This window comes from Paraperibacillus esterisolvens, from assembly GCF_046237625.1.
In the GTDB taxonomy this organism is placed as follows: Bacteria; Bacillota; Bacilli; order Bacillales; family DSM-1321; genus Paraperibacillus; species Paraperibacillus esterisolvens.
The window spans coordinates 2,007,279-2,033,109 of record NZ_CP143545.1; the positions used below are offsets into that span (position 1 = coordinate 2,007,279).

The following is a 25,831-nucleotide window of genomic DNA, read 5'->3' on the forward strand; positions in this document are numbered from 1 at the left end:
AAGGAGCATCTCAACATGGTGAACCCAATACTGAAAGCGCCAGAAGGAGCGCCAAGTGACGTAGAAGGAATAAAAGAACGCAGTGATTTTTTGCGCGGGACATTGAAGGAAGTGATGCTGGATCGAATCAGCGCAGGCATCCCCGAGGATGATAACCGCCTGATGAAGCATCACGGCAGCTATCTGCAGGATGACCGGGACTTAAGAAACGAGAGGCAAAAGCAAAAGCTTGAGCCGGCTTACCAGTTCATGCTGCGCGTCCGGCTTCCGGGCGGAGTGACTTCGCCAGATCAATGGCTGGTCATGGATGACCTGGCCGAAAAATATGGAAACGGCACCCTGAAGTTAACCACCCGGGAAACCTTCCAGATGCATGGCATCCTGAAATGGAATATGAAAAAAACAATCCAGGGAATTCATGCTTCCCTTATGGATACTATCGCAGCCTGCGGGGATGTAAACAGGAACGTCATGTGTACATCGAATCCTTATCAGTCTGAAATACATGCGGAAGTGTATGAATGGTCCAAAAAGCTGAGCGACTATCTGCTTCCCCGCTCTCGTGCCTACCATGAAATCTGGCTGGATGAGGAGAAAGTAGCCGGGACACCGGAGACAGAAGAATATGAACCAATGTACGGGCCACTCTATCTGCCCCGGAAATTCAAGATAGGTATCGCAGTTCCGCCATCTAATGATATTGATGTTTTCTCCCAGGACCTGGGCTTCATCGCCATTGTGGAGGACGGAAAACTGATTGGCTTCAATATTGCAATCGGCGGCGGCATGGGCATGAGCCACGGAGATAAGGCAACTTATCCTCAGGTGGCAAAGGTTATTGGTTTTTGTACGCCGGATTCCATTCTTGAAGTGGCTGAGAAGATCATCACCATCCAGAGGGATTATGGCAACCGCTCTGTACGTAAGAATGCACGCTTCAAATATACGGTCGACCGCCTTGGCCTGGAAAATATCGTAGCTGAGATTGAGAACCGTCTCGGCTGGGGTCTGATGGAAGCCCGTCCTTATGCATTTGAAAGCAATGGAGACCGGTACGGATGGGTTAAAGGCATCAACGGAAAATGGCATTTCACTATGTTCATTGAAGGCGGAAGAGTGGCTGATTATGAGCAGTATAAGCTGAAAACCGGCCTTCGTGAAATTGCGAAAGTCCATAGCGGCGATTTCCGCCTTACTTCCAACCAAAATTTGATTATCGGCAATGTATCCAGTCAGAAGAAAAGACAAATCACAGCTCTTCTTGAAACATTCGGACTGACAGATGGCAGCAAATTTTCCGCGCTGCGCCGAAGCTCCATTGCCTGTGTGGCCCTTCCTACCTGCGGACTCGCCATGGCAGAAGCTGAGCGCTATCTTCCATCCCTGGTTGATAAAATCGATGAAATTGTCGACCGTGCAGGGCTGCGCGATAAAGAAATCACGATCCGCATGACAGGCTGCCCGAATGGCTGTGCCCGCCATGCGCTTGCTGAGATTGGATTCATCGGGAAGGCCCCGGGTAAATATAATATGTATCTTGGCGCAGCCTTTGACGGCAGCCGTCTCAGCAAGATGTACAGGGAAAACATTGGGGAAGAAGAAATACTAAAAGAATTGGACACTCTGCTTCCACGCTATGCGAAGGAACGCAATGAAGGCGAGCACTTCGGCGACTTCGTCATCCGGACCGGCATTATCAGGGCGACAACGGATGGCACAAACTTTCATGACTGACAGCTGAGAAAGACAGGGAATCCTGTCTTTCTTTAACCGTATTTGGAAAGAGGAGATTCGTTTGGCTGAAAATAGACAGCTTGATCCAGAAGTAAAGGAAAGCCGCAGAGCGGAATATGGTGTAGATGCGCTCTTTTTAAACAGATGGTCGCCGCGTGCGTTTACCGATCAAAAGATATCGGATGATGACTTATATAAAATTCTGGAAGCCGGGCACTGGGCAGCGTCATCGTATAATGATCAGCCATGGCGGTTTGTTGTGGCTAAAACGGAAGAGCAGCTGAAGGTATTTCATCAGTTCCTGAGCCCGTTCAATTTGAGCTGGGCAGAAAAGGTGCCGGTCCTCATTATGCTTGCTTCGGATACCAAGCGTGAAAATGGAGACGCTAATGGAGCTCATGCCTTTGATACGGGAACTGCCTGGGGATATCTTTCCCTTCAGGCCGGAATGCTCGGCATAAGCACCCATGCCATCGGCGGTTTTGATCGGGAAGCTGCCCGCAAGGCACTTAATGTACCGGAACATATCGAGCTTCATGCTGTCATTGCCCTCGGCTATCGCGGAGAGAAAGAATCCCTAAGCGAGGCCCTTCAGGCAAGGGAAATGCCAAGCGGCAGGAAACCGCTTAGCGAAGTCGTGCTGGAAGGCACATTCTAATATTGCCTAACAAGCCTGGATCCGTCATGGATCCAGGTTTTTTGCTTTTATTGAAATTGTTCAACCATGTTAAAATGGTAAGAGAATTTTAGTGGCGGAGGGTTTTTATGAAGAGAATCGCAGTCATAACAGCAGGGAAAACACATAGCGGGAAGACCACCTTTGCAAGAGAATTAGAACAGAAATTAGACCATTCCATTGTGATCGATCAGGACAATCATGCAGCATTTATTAATACTTATTATAGAAAACTATTGCCCAAGGATGGTCCTAATACCATTAAATATGCCATCACCCAGACCATTGCCGACTATGCAGTGAAGGAGACAGATTTCCATCTCATCATCTGCAGCTCAAACCTCAGCCGAAAGGGGCGTACGGCTTTGCTGAGTTATTACCGGAATCAAGGATTTTCAACCGTTCTAGTTTCTTTTCAAATAAGTGAAGACATTCTCCGTGAAAGGGTGAAGAACAGCAGCCGCAGCACTGATATTTTCAGAAGTGCTGCGAGTTTCCAGGAAGTGCTTGCGAGGCAGTCGGCCGAATCCCTGCAGGCCGATAAGGGAGCACCTTCAGAGGATGAAGCGGATTATTTTTTTGAAATAAAAAGCAGCGAGGAAGTTCGGGAAGTCATTAGTACGATAACGAATATTAATTACGACCAAAATGAGCTCGCGGAGAAGTAGAAATGGTTGTAAAGGAATGATTACAACCAAAAAGAGCCTGATGAGAAGGCAAAATGGTTGTAAAGTGAGGATTACGACCAAAAAGAGACTGCTGAGAAGGAAAAATGGTAGTAAAGGAATGATTAGAACCAAAAGGGTCCTGATGAGAAGGCAAAATGGTTGTAAAGTGAGGATTACGACCAAAAAGAGCCCGCTGAGAAGGAAAAATGGTAGTAAAGGAATGAGTAGAACCATTTTTTTACTAGTAATAAATTTATATACTATACAATGATACCATAATTTGTAATTCATGGATATTTTACTATGACTGAGCCCCTGATCCAGGTGAAAGTCTGCACACAAAAAGAGGTACCGCCATCCTGGCGGCACCTTTATATTTTGTTTGGTTGATGTTCGAGATAGGAAGATGAAAGGGCAGGAAGGATCACTTCAATAGTGGTGCCCTGGTTGACTACGCTGTCTATTTTCAGTTCGCCGTTATGGGCTTCGATGATTTTGAAGCAGGTCATGAGGCCGAGGCCTGTTCCTTTTTCCTTTGTGGTATAAAAAGGTTCGCCGAGTGTTGCGATGCGCTCCTGCGGAATCCCGATTCCCTGGTCGATGATATTGATGGAAATGAAATCACCATCCAGCTTTGTGACTTTCACGTCGATATTTCCGCCATCAGGCATTGCTTCGATTGAGTTCTTCAGCAGATTCAGAAACACCTGTTTCAGCTGCTTCTCTTCACAGCTGATTTTGGGAAGGTCGCTTTCAAGCTCAACGAATATCTGGACATTATTAAGGATGGATTGGGTGTTAATGAGTGTGACCACATCTTTTACGAGCAATTTCACATCCTGTTCCGCAAGAACAGAAGCAGTCGGTTTGGCGAGCACCAGGAATTCACCGACGATCGAGTTGATCCGTTCGAGTTCAGAAAGGACAATGTCAACATACTCTTCTTTCAGGTGGTTATTCTTGAAAAGCTGGATGAACCCCTTTATAGATGTCAGCGGGTTTCGGATTTCATGGGCAATTCCCGCCGCCATCTGGCCGAGAAGGGCAAGCTTTTCGGACTTTTGCAGCAGCCGGTCCGTTTCTTCCTTACGCTCCGTAACATCCTTGCCGATGGTCAAAATAGCCTTCTTGTAAGCGAAGGTAATGCCTATGGAGGAGGCTTCGAAATAAAACATCGTGCCATCGAGGCGCTTTAACTTATATTCATATGTATCCATGCATTTATTTTCCTTGTTAATCTGCTTTACCCTGTAAGCCAGTTTATTTTTTGAATCCGGCACAACCCAGTCCAGGAGACACGAGCCTATAAGATCGTCCCGGCTCTTGGCACCTATCATTCTGGCGGCTGCCTGGTTAGCGTATAAAATTTTTTCATTATGGTGGATAACAACGGTCCTTGGGAGGGAATCGAGCAGTATTTTATAGCCTTCTTCATTTTCCCTGGCTTTCTTGTATTGCAGCCTGGAACGGTCATACTGCCAGCCGGCAAGCCAAGCTATCACGGTGAAAGCAAAAAAGTCCAAAGTGAAAAAAGCTTTATGATGAAAGATTGTCTGATAGAGGGTGAATGCTACCGAGATAATGATTAAAACCAACTGCCCCATAAAATTCATATAAAGACCTCGTAGTTTAATTGATTTTTTCTATATCATAGCATAAATCCTGCTTCCGAAAATTAAAAAAACTCTCTTGTCCCAACATTTTAAGCTTATATTGTACAGAAATGATTATCCTTGAAAAGTTAGAGGAAGTATTAGATATCTACCTAGAATAGTACCTAGAAAAAAATAGAAGCAGAAGCTATTTTCCAGACTTTTCAAAAACAATTCTTAAGCAGCATGGCGGGCATGAGTCCAGTTTTGTACAGGACTCATGCCTTTTAATCTTGTCTTTATCCTTTTGTGATTATAATAATATATAATTTTTCATCTCTTGCATAATGTGTTCCATGCTATCAAGTCGTTATAATCCTGAAATTCTGATTTCTAAATAAGAATTTTGGATTATCGTAAATAAGTACCTGTTTTCAACATGTTAAAATCATTTATAAAGGAATTGTATACAGAACCAATGTTCGTCTATAATGAATATAAGTATAAAATAAAATGGCTGAGCCAGAAGGAGAATTAAAATGATTAAGCCTTATTTGATGTTCAACAGAGAGTGTGAAGAGGCATTTACACTTTACCAGACGGCTTTTGATGGAGAAATACTCTCTCTTCAAAAATATGGAGATATGCCTCCAAATCCTGATTTTCCAATAAATGAAGATGACCGAAACCTAGTATTGCATTCCGAATTAAAACTGACTGAAACAGGCCTGATCATGGGTTCAGATTCTAAAAGAGACCCAGGGAACGGCGGGAAGGTAAGTATCAGTGTCGAGCTTGATTCAGAAGATAAGGCTAAAAAAGCATGGAACGCCCTAAAAGACGGGGGAAAAGTCCAAATGGACCTTCAGCCGGCATTCTTTGCTAAACTGCATGGATCTGTCCAGGATAAGTTTGGAGTTACTTGGATGTTTACCGTTAGTTAAAGATATGAAAAATCAGGCGTGGTGGTTTATCAGCCATGCCTGTTTTCAGTTGATGCGCTGCTGATTCTTTGCACCATGCGGCGAGGGTGTCCAAACCAAAAAAAGGTTACATTAAATTCATCCATGCTATCAGTGTATTTACGAGGATGGATCCGATTCCAGCGTTTAATGATTTCAAGAATTGCTTGCTAAACCCCATAATTTACCCCCCCTGAAAGCTTCGGATTAAATTTTATCCCTTCAGTTACAACGATTTTTTCTCCTGAAGATTATCATTTAATAACTTTCACCCATCACGTGGCTCTGGCTGTTTAAAGAGAGTGCTTTGAATTAAGGGTTACTCAATATTATTAATGAGTTTGTCAGCAGGAATATCGTCCATTTTCATAAGTTCGGTTGTTTCACCCATATAAAGAGCATAAACAGTTGGAATTGCAATATGAGAAGAATCTTTAACCCAAAGTTTTAAACCGTTATTTCCTGCATTTGCACAAGCTTCTAAAGTTGTTATTAATTTGATGCATTTATTTGTCGTTTTTGTGTTTCTATTATATTTCAACTTGGAATATAAAAGGCGCACTTTAGGCGCAAAATTACAGCGCAAAAAAAACTCTTTCTTGCGTAATCCGGAAACGTGCGTTCGTCCTGCTGCTGTGTTTCTCCTGGATTTTTGCTATAATAGAAGGCAACTAGATAGAGTGCCGCTTTGGAATTAATTGTTGAAACACTATGAGGTGAAATAATGAAATTTATACATACTGCCGATTGGCATTTAGGAAAAATAGTGCACGGTATTCATATGACTGAAGAACAGCGCGGGATGCTGATGCAATTCATCCAGCTTGTCGAAGAAGAACAGCCTGATGCGGTCGTGATTGCAGGCGACCTGTATGACCGTTCCGTGCCGCCCACAGAAGCGGTTGAGCTGCTCGATGAAATTCTATATAAAATTAATGTTGAAATGAAAATACCGATTGTGGCCATTGCGGGCAATCATGACAGTGCGGAACGGCTTTCCTTTGGGACAAGCTGGTATCGAGAAAGCCGGTTATTCATCCAGGGAAAGCTATCGCGGAATTTAGACCCGGTTCAGATTGGCGGAGTGAACTTTTACAGCATCCCTTATGCCGAGCCGGGAATGGTCCGGCATCTGCTGGAGGATGACAGCATCCACAGCCATCAGGATGCAATGAAGGCGCTCATTGGCAGGATTGAGAAACAACTAAATACCCGCGAACCCAATGTTCTGGTGGGCCATGCTTTTGTGCTTGGCGGCAAAGTTTCTGATTCAGAGCGCAATCTCTCAGTTGGCGGCTCTGGCTGCGTTTCTTCCGGGCTTTTTGAATGCTTTGATTATACTGCTCTTGGTCATCTTCACTCTCCGGATGCCATCTCCCACCCAAAGGTTTTTTATTCAGGCTCCCTGATGAAATACTCCTTTTCAGAGGCAAAACAGAAGAAGGCTGTATCGGTCGTGACTCTGTCAGCGAACGGCAGTTTTGATATAGAGAGCCGTTCGCTTCTGCCGCATAGGGATATGAGGGAAATTGAAGGTCATCTGGACGAGCTGCTGGATATTTCTTTCTATCAGTCTCAAAAACTGGATGATTATATAAAGGTCACTCTTTTAGACGAAGGGTCGATCCTGGATCCGATGGGAAAGCTGAGGCAGGTATATCCGAATATCCTTCACCTGGAGCGGAAGTGGGATCTCACAGATCAGCGCCGCAAACAGTCATTCACCGTAAAGAGGGATGAAAAGAAATCGGAGCTTGATCTGTTTCAGACTTTTTATGCGAGCATGACGGACCGTGAGTTCGATGATTCTAAGCTCGCAGTCATGACAGCGCTCATTGAGAAGACAAAAAGGGAGGGAGATTTCTGATGAAGCCTTTGAAGCTTACGATGCAGGCTTTTGGGCCTTATGCAAAAAAGGAAGAAATCGACTTCGCAGAACTTGGCAGCCGGACGATGTTTGTGATTTCCGGCAAGACGGGCGCTGGCAAAACCACGATCTTTGACGGGCTCAGCTTCGCCATATATGGCAAGGCAAGCGGGGAGGACCGCAGCGGTAATGAACTGAGGAGCCAGTTTGCCGAAGATGATGTCCCGACAGAAGTTGCCCTCGAATTCTCACTGCGCGGAAAATTTTATTACATCAGCCGTTCCCCCCAGCAGGAGCGGAAGAAAAAGTCGGGGGAAGGAACCACGACGGCGGGGGCAAAGGCAGAGCTTTACGAAATCAGGGACAGCGGGGAGCGGGAACTGCTCGGCGCAAATGTCAGGGATGTGGATGAAAAGATCAAAAACATCATGGGACTGGATGCCAATCAGTTCAGGCAGATTCTCATGATTCCCCAGGGGGAATTCAGGAAGCTGCTGACTTCTGAGAGCAAGGATAAAGAAGTGATTCTCCAGCGCCTTTTTCATACAGAGATTTATAAGCAGATTGAAGAAAAGCTGCGGGAAGAAGCAACTTCCCTGAAAAAGCAGGCGGAAGCGAACCAAAGCGAGCGAAAAGGGCTCATCCGGGATATCCGTCCGTCCCTGGCTGATAATCTTCAGCAGGAAATGAACAGTGAAGAACCGAATGAATTGCGGATATTAAGTCTGCTTGCAGAGGAAATTTCACTTTCCGGCGATGCTCTCGCAGCTCTCACAAAAAAGGAACAAGACAAGCAATCAGAAAGAGACAAAATTCAAAAGAACATCCATCAGGCTGAAGAATTGCTGCTGAAAATGAAGGAGCGGGACAGCCTTGTCAAAAAGAAGGAAGAGCTTGAGGGGAAGAAGTCCGAGGCGTACAATGTAAAAAAAACCATCTTGCTTGCCGGAAAAGCTGCACAGCTGGAAAAGCAGGAGGAGTTTTATCTGAAAGCCGGCCGCAGTGTTAAACAAACCGAGGAAGAAACGGAACGGCTCAAGAATCAGAAACAGAAGCTCGCTCTCGCCTTGAAGGAAGCCGAATCCCTTCATGAAGCTGAGCTGTCCAGGGGTGCAGAGCGGGAAGCGGCCTCTGCCAGGGTACATGAACTTCAGCGGCTCCAGGCATCTGTGGCTGCATTTTCCGGCCTGCTCCAGGAAACCGAAAAGCTTAAGAATAAGCTCATGCTCGTTAAAGATCATAAGCAGAAAACTGAACAAAGAGCAGAGGAACTGGAAAGAGAAGAAGAGGGACTTTATAAACAAAAAGAAGAAAGTGACAGGGCAGCCCTGCTCTTTTCAGAAAAGGAACGTACCTTTGAAAAACTTAAGCACGTTTTGACCGAGCTTGATAGAATCAAAAAAAGCACCGCGGATACCAAAGCTTCAGAACAAAAGCTTGCACAATCCGAGCAGACTTTAAAGAAGCGGTCAGATGAAATGCGTCTGGCTAAGGAACGTCTTGAACACCTGGAAGAGATGTGGAGAAAGTCGCATGCCGGCATTATTGCTGCCACCCTTGTGGACGGGACGCCTTGTGCGGTTTGCGGTTCGACACATCATCCGGCACCGGCAGCCGCGCTGGAAGGGCTGCCGAGAGAAGAGGAAATAAATGCGGCAAAAGAGCTGTATTCAGCTGCTGAACTGAAGAAATCCCAGGCTGAGAGCGCTTTTTACGGAGCAAGCTCCGCCTATGATGCAGCAGCAAAGATCCTTGATGAACGTATTAACACATTGAAGGAAAGTGTTCCTCAATTTGAACAGGACGGGCTGCAGGAACTTCAGCAACAATTGATGGCTGAAGCGGCGGAGCTTACAAAACAGCTGACTGGGCTGGAGCATCAAAAAGGAAAGCTGCCCTCTATCCTTGCGGAAATAAGCCGGGTCAAAGAGGAAAGAAACACTGTCAAGGAAAAACTGAAGAGCTATGCTCTGGAAGAAGAAAATTCCCGCAAAGATTTCATGGATACCGAGGCCAAGCTCCAGAACATGAAAGCATCCGTCCCGGAGAGCATCCGCACAGAGAAAGCATTCCAGACAGAACTATCATCTGCATCCCAACAGCTGAGGAAGCTGCAGCTTGCGCTGGAGAAATCCGCTGAACGTCTGGAGGCAGCCAGGCAGGAGCATTCAACAGTGGAGGCACTGCTTGCATCCGCAATCCAGCGGCTTCAGAAATTAAAAACAGAGCTGGAAGAAGAACGGGCCCGGTTCCAGGAAGACATGAAAACACAGGGCTTCATAAAATATGGTGACTATACTTCAGCAAAAAAAACAGCAGACGAACTGAAAAGACTGGAAGATGCACTCACAGCATACGAACAGCAGTATAATCAGGTGACCGGGCTCCTGGATGATTTGAATAAAAAGCTGGCGGGTGTTGAAGCGCCGGACCTTGAATCGCTGAAGGAAGCCTTCAGCGCTGTCAGCCTTGAGCTTGATGAGCTGCGTAATGAAAGCCGCCGGACATTAATGTGCCTTGAGGAAAACAAGAGGATTGAGCAAAAGCTTACGAACATGCTCTCTGAACAGAAGGAACTCGATGAAAAATATAAAGTAATCGGCCATCTTTATGAAGTTTCCCGCGGACAAAATCCCTTCAGAATCACTTTTGAAAGATATGTGCTGGCGGCTTTCCTTGATGATATCCTCGCCCAGGCAAATGGGAGGCTGGGCAAGATGACAGGGGGAAGATACCAGCTGATTCGCAAGGTTGATCCAACACGAAGGAACATACAGAGCGGTCTCGAGCTTTCTGTCTATGATCAATATACAGGCCAGGAGCGGCATGTAAAAACACTCTCAGGCGGCGAAAGTTTTAAGGCGGCCCTGGCGCTCGCCCTTGGTCTCGCAGATGTGGTCCAGCAGTACTCAGGCGGTGTTTCCCTGGAAACCATGTTCATTGATGAAGGATTTGGGACACTCGACCCCGAATCATTAGATAACGCTGTGGAAGCACTGGTCGATATCCAGAGCAGCGGCCGGCTCGTGGGCGTCATCTCACATGTGCCTGAGCTGAAAGAGCGGATTGACGTCTGTCTGGAAGTGTCGTCCACACAGGCAGGAAGCTATACAGAATTCAAGTTCACCAACTAATAATGGGGGGTGGGAACATGGTAACAACCAGTGTGGGCATTGATGCCGGCGGAACTCTCCTGAAGGCAGCCTACTATGAAAGAGAACACCTTCATGTAAAAAAGTATCCGTACTCTGAGCTGTATTCCCTGTTGGAATGGATCAGCTTCCTTGCTCCCGGAGCAGAGTTCAAATTAACAGGCGGAAGGGCTGCTTTCATACAGGAACAACTCGGGGAAGCCAGGACTCAAATGATTGATGAATTCGAGGGAGTCACCCTGGGGGTCAGGCATCTGCTTGGAGCATCCAGCCCCTTGATGAAAAATGGATTCATCCTTGCCAATATCGGGACTGGGACAAGCATCCACTATATTTCGGCTGATGAATCCGAGAGGCTCACCGGCTCCGGCATGGGAGGAGGCACTCTCATGGGACTCGCCTCACTTCTGGCTGGCAGCCAGGATTTCAAGGAAATTATGAGACTAGCTGAAAACGGTCATCGGGGTACAGTCGATCTCCAGGTAAAAGATATTTACGCTCCAGCCGAGCCGCCCATACCAGGACATTTTACAGCCAGCAATTTTGGCAGGGCATCGGAAATGAATGTGGGGAAAAAGGAAGATTTGATGGCAGCACTGACCGGTATGATCGCAGAAACCGTGGTACTGCTTTCCACCGGATCTGCCAGACTCAAAGAGGTACAGGACATTATGTACATTGGCAATACCATAACCGGCAGCCCTCATTTTAAAGAAAGCCTGAAGGCAGTAACGGAAATCTTCGGCTTCCGGTATCATGAACTGGAACGCGGGGAATACAGCGGGGCAATCGGTGCTCTGCTCTCTTAAACTATTGGAGCAATGAAGGGGCTTTAATCATGAATTTTGAAGCGAAACATTTAATTAGGTGGGGCATACCTGGATGGCTGTATCTGACCATCATTGCTGCCTATTTCCTCATTGATGACCGGGCAGCTCTGACTGGATACCTGAGTAGCCTTGCATTAACGGATCTTGGTTTGGCGGCTTTACTCACAGGACTTGGGATCATTCTCGGCAATATCATCCATCAGATCAGCATGCTATTCGGCTTCATCATCTGGAATAAGCGGGAAGTCTATTTCCACCGCGAATACAGCGTCGACCGCATCATTATGGACGGCAGGCAAGAGGTGCAAAGAATATATAGTTATCGGCTCGGTCAGGTTCATGCACTAAGGGCTTTGACTACAAGCTGCATTCTATCCTGCATCACCCTGATTGCTTTATTTTACTTTCACTCCTGGTCTAGAGGATCGCTCATTTTATTCTGCTTAACTGCTATCCTGATAATTATCGTTTTCGTCAACCAGCGGTATTTCAGGCAAAACCTAGATTACTTAATGAACAAAATCAAAGTGGACAACAGATCCGATTTTTATTAAATCTCCAGCCAGATTCATGGCTGGTTTTTTTGTTGGGAGGAGCGGGTGGGGGTGGTGGATAAGCAGGTGGCAGAAGAACGTGTCCAATGCTCTCAAAATTGATTTTACCCTCTAAATAGGAATAGCAAGAGAATCATTATAATAATATTATTATGTAAACCTGATGTAGCTAACAGCTTCCAATATAAACCTTATCAAACCAAGCTCAGTTCCCTCGCTAGAGTCTTCCCCAATACTCGGCTATACTGAGATTATGGAAAATCAGAAAAGGAAGATTGCAATGAAAAAGTTTTTTACGGTTGGAATGGCCGGTCATATCGATCATGGGAAGACTTCTTTGACGAAAGCATTAACGAATGTAGATACGGACCGTCTTAAAGAAGAGAAAAAGCGGCAGATATCGATAGAATTAGGATTTGCCCGGCTTGTCGATAATGAGCAGATGGAAGCATCAATTGTGGATATGCCCGGGCATGAGCGGTTCATCAGGCAGATGATTGCGGGGTCAGCGGGCATTAACCTTGCTGTTCTTGTGGTAGCTGCGGATGAAGGGGTTATGCCGCAGACAAGGGAACATCTTGAAATCCTTGAGTTTTTGGGAATTTCCCGCGGCATTGTCGCTCTAACAAAATCAGATGCGGTTGAAGTGGATTTTTTGGAGCTGGCAAGGGAAGAGGTCAGTTTGGAGCTGGAAGGGACAGTGTTTGAACAAAGTCCGATTGTGACTGTAAGCAGTCTCACGGGAATGGGAATTCCTGAGTTAAAGGCGCTCATCATAAATCAGCTCCAGGAGCTTGGACCTCTTGATGCAAGAGGAAGCTTCAGAATGCCGGTTGACCAGGTTTTCACGGTCAAGGGGCATGGAACGGTCGCCCGCGGCACAGTTTATAACGGGAGCCTTCGAGAAGGGGAGGATCTGTACCTTATGCCGCAGGGGAAGAAAACGCGGGCGAGGCAGGTTCAGGTCCATGGAGAAAATGCAGCTATGATAAGGGCAGGACAGCGGGCAGCGATCAATTTAGGGGGGATATCCCAGGATGAGGCAGAGCGCGGAAATGTTCTGACAGATTCGCCCCATGCCGCGGTGACCTCTGTTATTGATATTTCGTTAAAGGCTGTAAAGTCCCTGGAGCATGAGATCAAACAGCGCATGCCGGTAAAATGTTATATCGGTACGGCAGAGGTTATGGGGAAACTTGTATTTTTTGACCGGAATTCATTGGAGGGCACGGAAGAGGTGCTATGCCAGGTGCGTTTAGAGGAGAACATCATCACATCTAGAGGAGATCGTTTGATCCTCCGGAGACCCAGTCCAGCGGAAACTATTGGCGGAGGATGGGTGATCGATCCTGCGGGAAAAAAATATAAATTTGGTCCGCAAACCATCGAGATGCTTACCTTGAAGGAGAAAGGCACGCCTTCTGAAAGGCTGCTTAATTTGATACATAAGGAAAAAGGAATAGCAGCCGGAAGTGCATCAAGTGAGCTGTCGCTTGCAATGGAAGAAATCAGCGGTATTCTCGAGGAAGACGGCTGGATTCTATATAAAAAGGGATTTATTTCGCATATATCGGTGATTGATGACGCAGAAAAAACAATAGAAACAGAGTTATCCCAATTTCATGAAAAGGATCCGTTAAAGGACGGAATGAATAAAGCTGAGCTATTATCTAGAAGCAAAATTCCCGGTGATTTATTTGAATTCGTGCTTTCAAGAGGCGAACAGGATGGAAAGTGGAAGCGTACGGGAAGCTTTTTAAAGAAAGCTGGTTTTCAGCCCCATGTGCCGAGGGAATGGGAAAAGCGTTCGGAATCTATGATGGAAAAGATATTGAACGGAGGCCTGAAGGCAGGAAGATTTGAAGAATATTATGAAGCAGCAGGCCTGCCAAGAACTCTCCAGACCGACGTTCTTCAGTATTTTACACACAAAGGGATGCTGATCCAGCTGGATGATCAAAGAGTCGTCCACCAGGGCGCCTTTAATGAAGGAACAGCTCTGCTGAAGGAGAAGGTGCCTGCCGGATTTGAAGTGGCGGAGGCAAAGGATATCCTGGGACTTTCCCGGAAGCATATTATCCCTTTTCTTGAAGCACTGGATCAGAACGGATTAACAAAGCGGGAAGGAAATCAGCGAGTCTGGTTAGGTTGATAAGAATAAGATTTCCTATGGATTATTTATCGCGCTTTTGCAGTCTTTATGTTCCTGATGGCGTATGCCATAAAGAAAAAGTAAGCAGCAGGAGAAAGAGTTCCTGCTGCTTACTTGCCTCCATTGCAATTAAATTTAATTGACTGTGTTAAATCATAACGATAGCAAATCACTGATTCTTCCTTCTTAAATCCTTCTTTAAGATATAGGCGGACCGCTCGTTCATTATCCACATTGGCACTTAAAACAGCTTTAGGATATCCACTTCTTTTTCCAAACTCCAGAGCTTTTCTTAACAGTTGACGCCCTAAGCCTTGACCCTGGTATTCAGGGATAAGAGCTAAAGGACCAATGCTCAGCACAGCTTCATTTTGGTAGACATCTCTGGATGAGCGTACGAGCCCAATTGGCTTTTCCTGATGATATAGAAGAAAAATCCCACCTTCTAAATAGTCTTCTTTTTCTTTCATGCTCACTACCTCTTCAGCTGACAGAGGTGTCTCTGAGCCTTTAAGTGCTGAAAAACCGGTGTTTCGGACATGTAGATAATCAGCCTCATCTTTGTTGAATTCAAAGGTCTTAAATTGGCAGTCATTTGGCAGAACCGGTGGAGCGGAATCTATAGCATCTCTTGTAAGGAAATATGCGCAGCGCTCAATATCAAATTGCATGGATTCAAAAAGGTCCCGGACAGCATGTTTGTCTTCTTGAATAAATAGGAAGACACTATTTATTCCTGTTGTATGAGTTTTTATACTCTCTAGCATCATTTTGTAAATATGCAGATCTGGTTCTGCAGAATGAAAAATCCGGAAGCGTCCCTTTTTTCCTCTTATCATATAAGAATCCATGATGAGAGAAATCACTGCTATAACGTCTGCTTCATTATTTGTAACTATGTATGTTGGGTTATCTGCATGAGGCTGAAAATTTTTCAAGTCTTCCTCATATAGAAACGAATCGTCTACTTCATCTCTGTGTTTTTTGCAGAACTCGATAAAATCGGGAACTCTAGCTTGGGATAAATATTCAATCTTCATAAATAGCACTCCCTGCACTGATTCAGATTCTTATGTTATTCGGTTTTGTACGGGGAATTTCCTGCAGCCTTGTTACTAAAATCACAGCAGGCGGAATGATCATCCACCAAACCACATGCCTGCATGAAAGCATAGCAAATTGTGCTGCCGACAAATTTAAAGCCTCGTTTTTTCAAGTCGCGGCTCATTTTATCGCTGATTTCTGTGGAAGCCGGTACAGATGTTCCTGATTCATAGTGATTGATGATCGGAGAGCCGCCGACAAAGGACCAGATATATGCACTGAATGAGCCCCATTCTTCCTGCACTTTTTCATAGGCGGCCGCATTGCCAATGACTGCCCTGATTTTAAGTTTGTTTCTGACAATTCCTGCATTATTTAGCAGCTCATTTATTTTATTTTCATCATACGTTTTAATTAAGGAAGCGTCGAAGTTATCAAAAGCCTCCCGGTAGTTTTCCCTCTTTTTTAAAATGGTGTACCAGCTCAATCCTGCCTGGGCCCCCTCTAGGTTCAGATATTCAAAAAGCAGTCTGTCATCTCTGACAGGAACTCCCCACTCTTTATCATGATATTCCTGGTAGAGGGGATCCTCATTTACCCAGCTGCATCTGTTCATATTATCATTCTCCTGACTTATAAAATATGATCTCTTCTGATGATACCACACATTTGTTCGTATAGTAATCCAGGCCGTCCCATTAGACAAAAGCCTGCAGTGATGGATAAACTAAGAGTTGAGGATAGATTTCAGAAAATTCAGGGTAAAACAAGGAGGATTTCTGCACATGAAATATAGACGTTTAGGAAGAACCGGCCTTAAAGTAAGCGAAATAAGCCTTGGCAGCTGGCTGACTTACGGGAATTCAACCGAAAAGAAAACAGCGGAGTCCGTTATTGATACGGCTTATAATCTTGGGATCAATTCATTTGATACGGCAAATGTCTATGCGCGGGGCGAAGCAGAGAGTATAGTAGGTGAGGCTCTCCGGAAGTATCCGCGTGAAAGCTATGTGCTGGCTACAAAAGTATTTGGTCCGATGGGCGATGGACCGAATGATAAAGGCTTATCACGGAAACATGTTTTTGAACAGCTTCATGCGAGTCTCTCACGTCTTGGGCTTGAGTATGTAGATATATACTACTGCCACCGCTATGATACGGACACTCCTGTAGATGAAACGCTGAGAACCATAGATGATTTGGTAAGGCAGGGAAAGGTGATGTATGTTGGAGTGAGTGAGTGGACAGCGGAACAGATACGGGCTGCCCTCGGCACGTCAGAGAAATTCCTGCTTGACCGGATTGTGGTGAATCAGCCCAATTACAGCATGCTGCACCGCAAGATAGAAAAAGAAATCATACCGCTTGGAGAACAGAGCGGGATTAGCCAGATCGTCTTCTCACCGCTCGCCCAGGGTGTGCTGACAGGGAAGTATAAGCGCGGAGGAGAGCTGCCCCAGGGAAGCAGGGCGGCTGATGATAAGTCAAACATGTTCATGGACAAGCTGCTTCAGGAAGATGTACTCCTAAGGGTGGAACAGCTGGAGAAAGTGGCAGCGGAAAGGGATATCACCCTTTCCCAGCTTGCACTTGCCTGGGTGCTGAGGCAGCCGAATGTCGCTTCAGCACTTATAGGTGCAAGCAGGCCGGAACAGGTGCATGAGAATATAGGCGCCGTGAATGTTGAACTGGATGTAGAAACAGTGCAGAAGATCGATTCCATCCTGGCTTAATACTTGAATCTGCAGCCTCCATTAACTTAGGTTGATGGAGGTCTTTTCAATGCTCCCGGCCATGTTTGTCAGCCATCATGAAGGGAATGAGATAAATAAATATAGAAGGAGGTCATGTAAATTGGAAAAGAAGGAAGAATATAAAAATCAGCCGCAGAAAGAAAGGGCACGTGAGGAAGAGAAAAATTCAATAAGTGTAAAAAAAGATTACTATGAGAAAATTGAAAAGGGAGGAGAAACCGCTACTGGATCTCTTGAACAGGATTTAAACAGAGATCACTGATTAGTGAGTGGCGGCGGGGCGGGGAAAGGTAAATGGACCACATCAAACTATACTCAGTTAAGTTCAAAAGGATGTATTTAGTCCTGTTTTTTTGTTTGTTGGAAGAATTACATATTGGCATTAAAATAAGCAGACTCACAGAAGAGCCTGCTTAATCCAGTTGGACAGGAACCCTATGGCGTCGATCAAAGCGATGGACGCAGTCACGAGGATTCCAATCGACAAAGCGCTGATGTAAAGGATTTTTTTTATCATGATGTTAGTCTGGCTGGGAATGGCATTGTATATACACGAAGGAGTTCTCAGCAGTAGGAGGGTTCTGAAAGTTTGTTTTCAATAGCATGGATGGCGGCGCTGGTATCTAAATATTGAACGATTTCGCGGGTTGTGAGGTCTGTGATCTGGTAGTGGTCTTGAAGAAAGCTTACATGGACGAGCGGGCATTTGTCCCCGTCAGAGTATACCAAGAGGATATCAGAATTCCGATACTGCTTGATGAGTTTCATCATGGTTTCGAAATGGATATAGTCCTTTGACATCATACATCTCCTCTCATATAGGGAAGTGACTAAGAAAAGTCGAATAGGACCCATATTTTGTATAAAATTAATTATAGCACAAGCTGTTGAAATTGATACAATTTTACGGAATTTTGTGACTTTTCTACGAGGAAAATGCCGTTTATTTTCAAGAAACAAGGTAAAGGCCATTCTAATGACGAATATATTTAGTCATAATGATCTATAAAGGAGAATATTAGATGTCGCCACTTGCCTTGACCACGTTAATTCTTTATATTGCGCCCATTGCAGCCTCGATCATTCTGGGCATATTTTTAAAGAAGGCAAGAGTTGTTCTTTTGAGCGGGGCCCTCTTGATTTCTGTTGCAGAAACAGCTTATCTCATATGGGAAAAGGAAAATGAGATTCTGCAGGAAGAAGTGCAAAGAGATAAAGTCCATGATTATCTGAATAGCAAATATCCCGGGGAGAAATTTGTTTTAAGGAACAACAGAGGTATTTTTTCTAATGGAATCAGAATTGAGGCTGTATTTATAAATGAACCTGACTATGTGTATGGGTATCGGGTAAAGAAGGATGGCAGAGTGGTGCAAAACAGCTACAGCGGCGAAAATATCCATAGAGATGGCAGGCATGTGGAATAAGATAGAATGGTTTTATAATTTGCGAAATTACAACAAGTGAAAGGTGCAGAGTGGCTTAATGAGACGTAATGTAACGGGGAGAATTCTTTTCATAGGTGTATATAATCTCCTTCTTCTTTATATAGGCTGGCATGGCTGGATTTGGCTGCATTCAGCCTTTGGTTTGCATAATCCGATTAGTCCCATCATCATAACTGGGATCATGGGCTATTCTTATTTTTTTCGAAAGAAGTCAGAATTCCTAAGGGCGCTGGGCTCTATCTGGTTTGGCATCCTGCAATTCAGCATTTTGATTCTGCCGGCGGCTGACCTGATTCTGCTTTTCATGAAGCTTGCCGGGAAATTGGATACTGCCGAAGCAGTAATTGCGGGCTGGATTGTCATTGCAGTTTTAATCGTCATATTTGGATACGGATTATTTAATGCATACAGTCCAGTAATTCGCAGATATAACATTAAGGTGGATAAAATGTGCGGGGAGAGGAAGACTCTAAAGCTTGCCGCAGCTTCGGATATGCACTTTGGACGCCTTTCCGGTGTGAGACACGCGAGAAGACTTGCGGCTGAACTAGCAGAAATTAAGCCTGATCTCATCCTGCTGCCGGGTGATATCATCGACGATGATCCTGGTCCATTTCGAAAAAAGAATATAGACAAAATCATGGGTGAATTTGAAGCTCCGCTAGGTGTTTATGGCGTGCTCGGAAATCATGAGTATTATGGCGGCGGTGTTGCGGAATACCTGAAGATCATGGAGAGCATAGGCATCGATATTTTATTGGATGAAACCATTGAAATAACTGAAGGACTGATTCTCGCAGGAAGGAAGGACCGCACTGACCGTGGACGGATGGGTTTTGCAGCATTGACCCGTTCTGTCGATTCTGAACAGGTCCTCATCGCCATGGATCATCAGCCTTATGAATTAAAAGAGGCCGAACAAGCCGGCGTGGATGTATTGCTTTCCGGCCATACACACAGGGGGCAGATGGCACCTAATCATCTGATAACAAGAAGGATGTATGAACTTGACTGGGGTTATCTAAAGAAGAATAACATGCATGCCTTTGTTTCCTCAGGCTACGGCTTCTGGGGGCCGCCGCTCAGGATTGGCAGCCGATCAGAAATCCTGGAGATCACTATTGAATTTACCGGAGTTAAGGGTGGGAAAATGGATTGACAGGGGGAATTATAGTCTGTGGCTGGGTGGGATGCTGGTGCTTATATTCGCCTATCTTATCTGGGGAAAAAGAAGCTTTCTATGATAGCGGGCTTCAATGAAGAAGAGTTCGCCGGCGACAAGAACATATTGGCGAAAGTCTACGGCCTTTTCTCCGCTTTTATCGGGGTCTTATGCATAGTACTGCCGTTTGGACTGGAATTTGTTGGCGGCTTTACCGGAATCCTATTTGCGGTAATTGTGGTGGCATCGACTGTAATGGTCATGATCTATTCCAATAAGCTGGATGTGAAATGAAGGTCCTCTTTCAAAGGCTGCTGCCGCATAAATTGAGGCTGTTGAATGCGAAGTGGCTTTCCGCTGCATGAACTGCAATTAAGCGTGTGCAATAAACTTGTTAAACATGGGCATTGACACGAAATCCAGCATATCTAATTAAGATTCATTATGTAACAACAGCCAAAATAAAAGGAATCGGATCTTAATCCGATTCCATTTTATTTACCTGTTGATTTATGAGGCCTTCCTGATTTTTTCTTTCTTCGCCTGACGGAAGAAGAACAGCTCATATAACACTGGAATGATGATGAGTGTTAATAGAGTGGATGACGTCAAGCCGCCGATTACTGTAATGGCAAGGCCCTTGGAAATCAAAGTTCCGGATGACGTGGTGAGTGCCAGCGGAATAAGGGCTGCGATGGTTGCAAAAGCAGTCATCAGGATCGGTCGAAGTCTGGTTTTGCCTGCTTCGATCAAGGATTTCCTGATGGACATTTCTTTTTCCTCGCGATTCTGATTGATCCGGTCTACAAGCACGATGGCATTGGTTGTGACAATACCAATCAGCATCAGGAAGCCGATCATTACGGACACAGACAGTGGTTCATCAGCGAGCACCAATCCGAACAAGGAACCGATCGGGACAAAGATGAGTGATGACAGGATGATGAATGGAATCCTTGCTTTTCCGAAGGCGATGAGCATCGTCAGGTATACGAGACCGATCGCAACAACCATCGCGAGTCCAAGCTGCTGGAAGGTTTCTACAGTATCATCGCTTCCGCCGCCGCCCTCGAAGTCTACGCCTTCAGGGAGGTCAACATCCTTGTTCACACCGTCAATCACTTCTTTGGATACTTGCTGGATATTGTCTCCTTCAATCTGTGCCTCGATCCTGGCAAATACTTTGCCGTCCAGCTTCTGGATAGAAGTAAAGGCATCAAGCTCCTGGACATTTACGAGTTCGCTTACAGGCACTGGTCCTCTTTGTGTGAATACAGGAAGTTCTTTAATTTCATCTATCGATGTAATTTCATCGTTATAGGACAGCTGGACAGAGCGTGTCTGGTCATCAAGCTTCAGGTTCCCGACGGATACCGGCTGTGTCTGATCTAATATGGTTCCGAGAATCTGGGCTCCTGAGACTCCGAGATTGCCTGCCTTTTCCTGATCGACATCGATGACCAGCTGTTTTTGTTTTTCAGAGAAATTATTGGATACATATTTAAGCTTGTCATAGGATTTAAGAAATTTTTCTACTTCTTTTGAAGCACTTTGCAGTTCTTCCAGGTTATTGGAGAACAAATCAATGACCACATTGTTGTTTGTGGGCGGACCGCCGGTATTCTGTTCCTGGACGCCAAGCTTTGTACCAGGCTCCTCGCGGTCAGCTATGGCTTTCATCTTCTTTTCAATTTTCGGGATAAACTCATCAATGTCTGTGTTTTCGTTCAGATTGATAAAGTAGCTTGCCTGGTTTTTCTTTTTCAGTCCGGTCTGGAAGTCACGTGAGCCGACACCTGTTGTTACTTCCTTGATTTCATCCTGTTCCTTGAACATTTCTTCAAGCTTCAAAGAAACAACATTGGTTTTGCCGAGCGCCGTTGAAGAAGGAAGCTGGACGCTTGCCACCAGGGTTTTTGACTGCTCGTTCGGCAGGAATGTGAACCCGAGTTTCGGCACTAGCGCGAAAGATCCGCCTAACAAAAGGAGAGACAGAATTAAAATAACGGCTTTATGATTCAGTGACCAGCCAATTACTTTTTCATAGGTGCGCTGCAAACTGCCTTCCTTTTCTTTCGCCGGTACCTTCTTAAATGAGAACTGAGCAAGGATTGGCACTATCGTTATAGAAACGAGCAGGGAAGCCAGCAGTGAAAAGATGACTGTCAAAGCAAATGGAAGGAAAAATTTCCCCGTGATGCCGCCGACAAAGCCTATCGGCAGAAACACCACAACCGTTGTAAGGGTGGAGGAAGTGATCGCCTTCAAGATTTCCTTAGTGGAAGACTGAATTAGATCGTTTGACATCCCTTCCTTGCTTCTGCGGACACGGCGGAATATATTTTCAATGACTACTATACTATCATCAACCACACGGCCTACTGCGACAGCCATGCCGCCGAGCGTCATGATATTAAGAGAAATATCCAGGGCATTCAAAAAAATGGCTGAAATCAAGAGTGATAGTGGAATGGATATGATTGAGATTAGAGTGGCCCGGACATTTCGCAGGAAAAGCAAAACAGCAAGAGATGCAAACAAGGCCCCAAGCAATCCTTCTTTAACAAGTGTTGTTACAGATTCTTCTATACCGGCCGCTGAATCAAAGCCGATCGCATAATCTACATCTTTTTTATACTTATTTAATATTTTGATTACTTCATCCGCTACAGCGACTGTATTGGCGTCCTGCTTTTTCGTGACGGCCATGGAAAGTGATTCTTTCATATTATAACGGGTATATTCAGCCTGCTCGGATACCGGCTCGATTTTGGCTATATCCCCAAGCTTCACGCTTTTTGTATTTCCCGGTATGGAAGAAGTGATGTTCAGGTTTTTCAGCTCACTCAATTTCTCGATTTTGTCTTCGACACGTACGGGAACCTGAATATCTTCAGAAGTAACCGTGCCGGCAGGGAAGGAGAATAGCTTTTGGCTGATTTGTTCTTTGATGCCGGAAAGGGAAATCCCATTGGCCTGGGCTTTTTTCTTATCGGCTGTTACCTGAAGGAGTTCTTCTTTCAACCCGCCGACCGTAACTGAATTAATGCCTTCAATTTTTTTGATTTCAGGGATGATCTTGTCATTCAGAATTTTATCGGCACTGCTGCCTCCTTTAGAGAAGAGGGAGATATTATAGATCGGGAATGAGCCGAACGAGAAGCGGCTGACATCGACTTTAGCACTGTCAGGCAGATTTTCTTCCTTAATGATGGCATTTACCTGCTGTTCAATATCATCCATATCGGTATTGAACGGGAATTCCATGTTGATGATTCCGACACTTTCAAAGTTCGTGCTTTGAACACTCTTGACCCCGTCAAGGCCGGTGAGGCGTTTTTCAAGCTTGGTAGTGACCTGCTCATCCACATCAGCTGGAGAGGCGCCGGGATAGACGGCTTCAATGGAAAGCTGGGGGAATTCGATATCAGGAAGAAGGTCGACTTTCAGTTTGGTGAATGAGTATAATCCTCCCAGTATGAGTAAAAATGAAATAATGAATATGGCTGCTGCGTTCTTCAAGCTGAACCGCGTTAATAAATTCATAAATGCCTCCAATTTTCAAATTTTTTATTTATATTATACTGACCCGTGGGTACTCTGAGTACAAAAAAAACGTGTATTTCATAATATTTACACATTCATATACTGACCCGCGGGTACTCATGGGCCAGGTAGAAACCTACCCTGATTATTCATTCCTCCTGCAGCCTCCCACGAAAAGGTCAACAACGAAGACAGCTGCTCCAAGGAGAGCGGAGTAATCAAAAGCCGGGTCAAAAAATATGTCCCGCTGATAATTGTTCAGCATGCCAATGAATGCTTTGGCATGAACTGCAGGATCCCGGATTCCTTCTTCCTGCATAAGGCTGGTTACATACTTATGATAGTTGTCGAAGAAGGTATGAAGGGATTTAATCATATTTGGATCATTTGTATATGCCTGAAGATACTTATTAGGCTTATCGCGGTCCTTGTAAAACACCATCAAATTCTCCTCGGCAATGCATACAAGCTTCTCCTTAAAGGTTGAAAAGCCATTGACCTTCTGCTCGAGCTGAGATAAATAATGATTGAAGCTGCGGTCGTGCACCTCGATATATAAGCTTTCCTTTGAAGGGAAATAGAGATAAAGAGTACCTTTAGAGACCCCAGCGAGACCGGCGATATCCAGCATTTTGGTATCATAGTACCCGTTTTTGCCAAATACCTCAAATGCAGCATCCAGGATCTTTTCCTTCTGGTCATGCCCTCTAGCCAAGAGTGAGCCTCCTTTGATTGGGGTGTTTTCTAAGTAAATATATTGGATGCAGTACCCTCTAGTCAAATGATAATTAGAAAAAAATGATTAAACGTGTTTTTAAAATTTATTTTCCGCCTGCAAGGGGTAAATGACAGTAGCATACTACACAAAAAAAGGAGAGTGTTTGAAATGAAGGAACAAGGCAAAAAGACTGTAGGGGAGTTCTTATTGGAATGCCTGCGAAAGGAATCGGTCACAGAGATTTTCGGTGTGCCGGGGGATTTTAATTTTTCCCTGTTGGATACCATTGAGGAATTTGAGGGTGTCAGTTTTATTACCAGCCGGAATGAACTGAATGCAGGCTATGCCGCTGACGGATACGCCAGGCTTAAGGGAATGGGGGCGCTCATCACTACTTTCGGTGTCGGTGAGATGAGTGCATGTAATTCAATTGCAGGTTCCTACAGCGAACATGTGCCCGTTGTGCATATCGTTGGGTCCCCGGAAACCTCTCAGCAGAAGGAGGGTAAACTCCTTCATCACAGCTTGATGGATGGTGATTTCGGCGTCTTTCATCGGGTCTATCAGAACATTACTGCCTATTCAGAAGTAGTGACTCCCGACAATGCGGCAGAAGTGATTCCTAAAGCGCTTGCCGCAGCGAAGAATCAAAAAAAACCAGTCTATCTTCAAATTGCGATTGATGTGGTCACTCAGCCCCTTCGATCAGAACGAGAACTCCCTTCCCAGGTAGAAAAGAGCGAAGAGAACCTGAGTCAAGTTGTGGAAAAAGCAGGAGAGCTGCTGAGATCTGCCAGTAGTCCTGTACTTCTCATTGACGTTAAAGGCTATCGATGGCATCTGGAAGGTCAGATGGAGGAGCTGGCTGAAAAGCTTAATATACCGGTTGTCTCACTTATGCAGGGTAAAGGAGGATTTAACGAACAGCACAAACTGTATTTGGGAATGCTTGGGGGACAATTCGGAAGCAGCGAGCCGGCCCATGCTGTGGCCCATGCTGATTGTATTGTCGCGGCCGGGCTCCAGCGGTCTGACATGAACATGGCTAAATTCACCATTGAGCTGGATCAGGAAAAGCTGATTGATATCCAGCCGTATAGTATCAGGATAGGGAATGAAGAATTCGAGAAGGTGGAAGCCGGGGATTTTATCTCTGAACTCCTTGTGATGGATCTGCCTAAAAAGAATGGAGTGGCGGAGCCCACATTTCCTTATGACATACAAAGCGGCGAAGCGGATGACAAGCTGGAAGCAGCCGCTTATTATCCCCGTATTCAGGAGATGCTGCAGCCAAAGGATGTAATTGTAGTCGAAACAGGCACTCTTTTCTACGGAATGTCACAGATCAGGCTTCCAGAGGGTGCTTCCTACATCGCCCAGGGCGGCTGGCAGAGTATCGGCTACAGCTGCCCTGCAGCTTTTGGAGCCGCCATGGCTGATCGTGACAGGAGGGTAATCCTGTTCACAGGCGATGGTTCGCTTCAGCTGACGGTCCAGGAAATCAGCTCCATGCTCGAACATGGCTGCCGGCTGATCATCTTCGTACTAAATAATCAGGGCTATACGGTTGAGAAATATCTGAACATTGAAACCGAGAATCAGCCTTATAACAATATCCCGCACTGGGATTATACAAAACTGCCGGCCGTCTTTGGTCATGATGCCTTTACAGTGAAGGTCCGTACGAATCGAGAGCTGGATGAAGCCATAGTTCAGGCTGAAACAGAGCAGGAGCAGAAGCTTTGCCTGATTGAAATGATTGTGGGGGATCCGATGGATGCCCCTCAGTATTTGAAGAAAGTCAATGAATATATGGAAGAACAGCAATCCTGATATTGTTTAGGAGCGGCCTCTGCCGGAGAACGGAACAAGGCGGGGGCTTTCCTATGGAAGCTGAAAGAGCGGGATAAAATGGTTATTAGAATATTCATATTATGCTATATTTAAAGAGAGTGGGATATAAGACACAGGG

At 45.2% G+C, this 25,831-nt stretch carries 22 protein-coding genes and 1 pseudogene; 15 read left to right on the forward strand and 8 right to left on the reverse strand.

The genetic code is table 11. The annotated features are described in order from the left end of the window. The first annotated feature begins 15 nt into the window (after window positions 1–15). The 3 genes from cysI to V1501_RS10100 all read left to right on the forward strand — a co-directional run bounded on the left by cysI (window position 16) and on the right by V1501_RS10100 (window position 3,078). Window positions 16–1,734: an assimilatory sulfite reductase (NADPH) hemoprotein subunit gene (cysI, locus tag V1501_RS10090; protein WP_409292996.1), complete on the forward strand. Its 1,719-nt coding sequence runs from the start codon at window positions 16–18 to the stop codon at window positions 1,732–1,734. A gap of 61 nt (window positions 1,735–1,795) precedes the next feature. Continuing rightward, window positions 1,796–2,392 (forward strand): nitroreductase family protein, encoded by a 597-nt coding sequence (locus V1501_RS10095; protein WP_409292997.1) that lies wholly within the window; start codon window positions 1,796–1,798, stop codon window positions 2,390–2,392. A gap of 107 nt (window positions 2,393–2,499) precedes the next feature. After that, the gene (locus V1501_RS10100; RefSeq protein WP_409292998.1) at window positions 2,500–3,078 is read left to right on the forward strand and encodes an ATP-binding protein; all 579 of its coding nucleotides are present in this window, start codon (window positions 2,500–2,502) and stop codon (window positions 3,076–3,078) included. A 371-nt stretch (window positions 3,079–3,449) separates the two neighbouring features. On the opposite strand, the gene V1501_RS10105 is transcribed toward V1501_RS10100, so the two are convergent. Together V1501_RS10105 and V1501_RS10110 are read right to left on the reverse strand one after the other, a co-directional pair. Further along, window positions 3,450–4,691 carry an ATP-binding protein gene (locus V1501_RS10105; RefSeq protein WP_409292999.1) on the reverse strand — a complete coding sequence of 414 codons (1,242 nt, stop codon included), beginning with the start codon at window positions 4,689–4,691 and terminating at the stop codon, window positions 3,450–3,452. 216 nt (window positions 4,692–4,907) lie between these two features. Beyond that, window positions 4,908–5,034 (reverse strand): annotated as a pseudogene (locus tag V1501_RS10110) (IS3 family transposase); the annotation flags it as partial. Between the two features lie 175 nt (window positions 5,035–5,209). Between V1501_RS10110 and V1501_RS10115 the strand changes: the two are divergent. After that, on the forward strand, window positions 5,210–5,614 hold the full coding sequence (locus V1501_RS10115) for a VOC family protein (RefSeq protein ID WP_409293001.1): 405 nt from the start codon (window positions 5,210–5,212) through the stop codon (window positions 5,612–5,614). A gap of 337 nt (window positions 5,615–5,951) precedes the next feature. Here V1501_RS10115 and V1501_RS10120 read toward each other — a convergent pair whose 3' ends face one another. Beyond that, window positions 5,952–6,218: a hypothetical protein gene (locus V1501_RS10120; RefSeq protein WP_409293003.1), complete on the reverse strand. Its 267-nt coding sequence runs from the start codon at window positions 6,216–6,218 to the stop codon at window positions 5,952–5,954. 138 nt (window positions 6,219–6,356) lie between these two features. On the opposite strand from V1501_RS10120, the gene V1501_RS10125 reads away from it, so the two are divergent. The 5 genes from V1501_RS10125 (at window position 6,357) to selB (ending at window position 14,187) form a co-directional block, all read left to right on the forward strand. Next, window positions 6,357–7,499 carry an exonuclease SbcCD subunit D gene (locus V1501_RS10125; RefSeq protein ID WP_409293005.1) on the forward strand — a complete coding sequence of 381 codons (1,143 nt, stop codon included), beginning with the start codon at window positions 6,357–6,359 and terminating at the stop codon, window positions 7,497–7,499. After that, window positions 7,499–10,633 carry an AAA family ATPase gene (locus tag V1501_RS10130; RefSeq protein WP_409293006.1) on the forward strand — a complete coding sequence of 1,045 codons (3,135 nt, stop codon included), beginning with the start codon at window positions 7,499–7,501 and terminating at the stop codon, window positions 10,631–10,633. The genes V1501_RS10125 and V1501_RS10130 overlap by 1 nt, the downstream gene beginning before the upstream one ends. Window positions 10,634–10,650: 17 nt before the next feature. Then, window positions 10,651–11,460 (forward strand): type II pantothenate kinase, encoded by an 810-nt coding sequence (gene coaW, locus V1501_RS10135; RefSeq protein ID WP_409293007.1) that lies wholly within the window; start codon window positions 10,651–10,653, stop codon window positions 11,458–11,460. A 29-nt stretch (window positions 11,461–11,489) separates the two neighbouring features. After that, a complete protein-coding gene (locus V1501_RS10140; RefSeq protein ID WP_409293009.1) occupies window positions 11,490–12,035 on the forward strand; it encodes a hypothetical protein in 546 nt (181 codons plus the stop codon). A gap of 280 nt (window positions 12,036–12,315) precedes the next feature. Next, the gene (selB, locus tag V1501_RS10145; protein ID WP_409293011.1) at window positions 12,316–14,187 is read left to right on the forward strand and encodes a selenocysteine-specific translation elongation factor; all 1,872 of its coding nucleotides are present in this window, start codon (window positions 12,316–12,318) and stop codon (window positions 14,185–14,187) included. A gap of 110 nt (window positions 14,188–14,297) precedes the next feature. Here the strand turns inward: selB and V1501_RS10150 are convergent, their stop codons facing one another. After that, window positions 14,298–15,227 carry a GNAT family N-acetyltransferase gene (locus V1501_RS10150; protein WP_409293013.1) on the reverse strand — a complete coding sequence of 310 codons (930 nt, stop codon included), beginning with the start codon at window positions 15,225–15,227 and terminating at the stop codon, window positions 14,298–14,300. Window positions 15,228–15,262: 35 nt separating this feature from the next. After that, the gene (locus V1501_RS10155; RefSeq protein WP_409293015.1) at window positions 15,263–15,847 is read right to left on the reverse strand and encodes a DNA-3-methyladenine glycosylase I; all 585 of its coding nucleotides are present in this window, start codon (window positions 15,845–15,847) and stop codon (window positions 15,263–15,265) included. A gap of 169 nt (window positions 15,848–16,016) precedes the next feature. Here V1501_RS10155 and V1501_RS10160 point away from each other — a divergent pair, with 169 nt between their 5' ends. After that, a complete protein-coding gene (locus tag V1501_RS10160; RefSeq protein WP_409293016.1) occupies window positions 16,017–16,964 on the forward strand; it encodes an aldo/keto reductase family protein in 948 nt (315 codons plus the stop codon). Window positions 16,965–17,085: 121 nt separating this feature from the next. Next, a complete protein-coding gene (locus V1501_RS10165) occupies window positions 17,086–17,247 on the forward strand; it encodes a hypothetical protein (RefSeq protein WP_409293018.1) in 162 nt (53 codons plus the stop codon). A gap of 302 nt (window positions 17,248–17,549) precedes the next feature. Here the strand turns inward: V1501_RS10165 and V1501_RS10170 are convergent, their stop codons facing one another. After that, on the reverse strand, window positions 17,550–17,789 hold the full coding sequence (locus V1501_RS10170) for a hypothetical protein (RefSeq protein ID WP_409293020.1): 240 nt from the start codon (window positions 17,787–17,789) through the stop codon (window positions 17,550–17,552). Window positions 17,790–18,007: 218 nt separating this feature from the next. On the opposite strand from V1501_RS10170, the gene V1501_RS10175 reads away from it, so the two are divergent. The 3 genes from V1501_RS10175 to V1501_RS10185 are packed head-to-tail and all read left to right on the forward strand — an operon-like array spanning window position 18,008 to window position 19,889. Further along, a complete protein-coding gene (locus tag V1501_RS10175) occupies window positions 18,008–18,412 on the forward strand; it encodes a hypothetical protein (protein WP_409293022.1) in 405 nt (134 codons plus the stop codon). A gap of 58 nt (window positions 18,413–18,470) precedes the next feature. Beyond that, the gene (locus V1501_RS10180) at window positions 18,471–19,592 is read left to right on the forward strand and encodes a metallophosphoesterase (RefSeq protein ID WP_409293023.1); all 1,122 of its coding nucleotides are present in this window, start codon (window positions 18,471–18,473) and stop codon (window positions 19,590–19,592) included. 18 nt (window positions 19,593–19,610) lie between these two features. Beyond that, window positions 19,611–19,889, forward strand: a complete 279-nt coding sequence (locus V1501_RS10185; protein WP_409293024.1) for a DUF3784 domain-containing protein — start codon at window positions 19,611–19,613, stop codon at window positions 19,887–19,889. A gap of 216 nt (window positions 19,890–20,105) precedes the next feature. On the opposite strand, the gene V1501_RS10190 is transcribed toward V1501_RS10185, so the two are convergent. Both V1501_RS10190 and V1501_RS10195 read right to left on the reverse strand, forming a co-directional pair. Next, the gene (locus V1501_RS10190; protein WP_409293025.1) at window positions 20,106–23,141 is read right to left on the reverse strand and encodes an efflux RND transporter permease subunit; all 3,036 of its coding nucleotides are present in this window, start codon (window positions 23,139–23,141) and stop codon (window positions 20,106–20,108) included. Window positions 23,142–23,286: 145 nt separating this feature from the next. Continuing rightward, window positions 23,287–23,856: a TetR/AcrR family transcriptional regulator gene (locus tag V1501_RS10195; protein ID WP_409293027.1), complete on the reverse strand. Its 570-nt coding sequence runs from the start codon at window positions 23,854–23,856 to the stop codon at window positions 23,287–23,289. Window positions 23,857–24,027: 171 nt separating this feature from the next. On the opposite strand from V1501_RS10195, the gene V1501_RS10200 reads away from it, so the two are divergent. Further along, complete coding sequence (locus V1501_RS10200; protein ID WP_409293029.1) at window positions 24,028–25,692, forward strand: alpha-keto acid decarboxylase family protein; 1,665 nt, start codon at window positions 24,028–24,030, stop codon at window positions 25,690–25,692. The last annotated feature ends 139 nt before the right edge of the window (window positions 25,693–25,831 follow it).

What these genes read in the sequence shown, in the direction of transcription:
- cysI (WP_409292996.1), top strand. Translation starts at nt 16, where the DNA reads ATGGTGAACCCAATACTGAAAGCGCCAGAAGGAGCGCCAAGTGACGTA.
- V1501_RS10100 (WP_409292998.1), top strand. Translation starts at nt 2,500, where the DNA reads ATGAAGAGAATCGCAGTCATAACAGCAGGGAAAACACATAGCGGGAAG.
- V1501_RS10105 (WP_409292999.1), bottom strand. Translation starts at nt 4,691, where the DNA reads ATGAATTTTATGGGGCAGTTGGTTTTAATCATTATCTCGGTAGCATTC.
- V1501_RS10115 (WP_409293001.1), top strand. Translation starts at nt 5,210, where the DNA reads ATGATTAAGCCTTATTTGATGTTCAACAGAGAGTGTGAAGAGGCATTT.
- V1501_RS10125 (WP_409293005.1), top strand. Translation starts at nt 6,357, where the DNA reads ATGAAATTTATACATACTGCCGATTGGCATTTAGGAAAAATAGTGCAC.
- V1501_RS10130 (WP_409293006.1), top strand. Translation starts at nt 7,499, where the DNA reads ATGAAGCCTTTGAAGCTTACGATGCAGGCTTTTGGGCCTTATGCAAAA.
- coaW (WP_409293007.1), top strand. Translation starts at nt 10,651, where the DNA reads ATGGTAACAACCAGTGTGGGCATTGATGCCGGCGGAACTCTCCTGAAG.
- V1501_RS10140 (WP_409293009.1), top strand. Translation starts at nt 11,490, where the DNA reads ATGAATTTTGAAGCGAAACATTTAATTAGGTGGGGCATACCTGGATGG.
- selB (WP_409293011.1), top strand. Translation starts at nt 12,316, where the DNA reads ATGAAAAAGTTTTTTACGGTTGGAATGGCCGGTCATATCGATCATGGG.
- V1501_RS10150 (WP_409293013.1), bottom strand. Translation starts at nt 15,227, where the DNA reads ATGAAGATTGAATATTTATCCCAAGCTAGAGTTCCCGATTTTATCGAG.
- V1501_RS10155 (WP_409293015.1), bottom strand. Translation starts at nt 15,847, where the DNA reads ATGAACAGATGCAGCTGGGTAAATGAGGATCCCCTCTACCAGGAATAT.
- V1501_RS10160 (WP_409293016.1), top strand. Translation starts at nt 16,017, where the DNA reads ATGAAATATAGACGTTTAGGAAGAACCGGCCTTAAAGTAAGCGAAATA.
- V1501_RS10170 (WP_409293020.1), bottom strand. Translation starts at nt 17,789, where the DNA reads ATGATGTCAAAGGACTATATCCATTTCGAAACCATGATGAAACTCATC.
- V1501_RS10175 (WP_409293022.1), top strand. Translation starts at nt 18,008, where the DNA reads ATGTCGCCACTTGCCTTGACCACGTTAATTCTTTATATTGCGCCCATT.
- V1501_RS10180 (WP_409293023.1), top strand. Translation starts at nt 18,471, where the DNA reads ATGAGACGTAATGTAACGGGGAGAATTCTTTTCATAGGTGTATATAAT.
- V1501_RS10190 (WP_409293025.1), bottom strand. Translation starts at nt 23,141, where the DNA reads ATGAATTTATTAACGCGGTTCAGCTTGAAGAACGCAGCAGCCATATTC.
- V1501_RS10200 (WP_409293029.1), top strand. Translation starts at nt 24,028, where the DNA reads ATGAAGGAACAAGGCAAAAAGACTGTAGGGGAGTTCTTATTGGAATGC.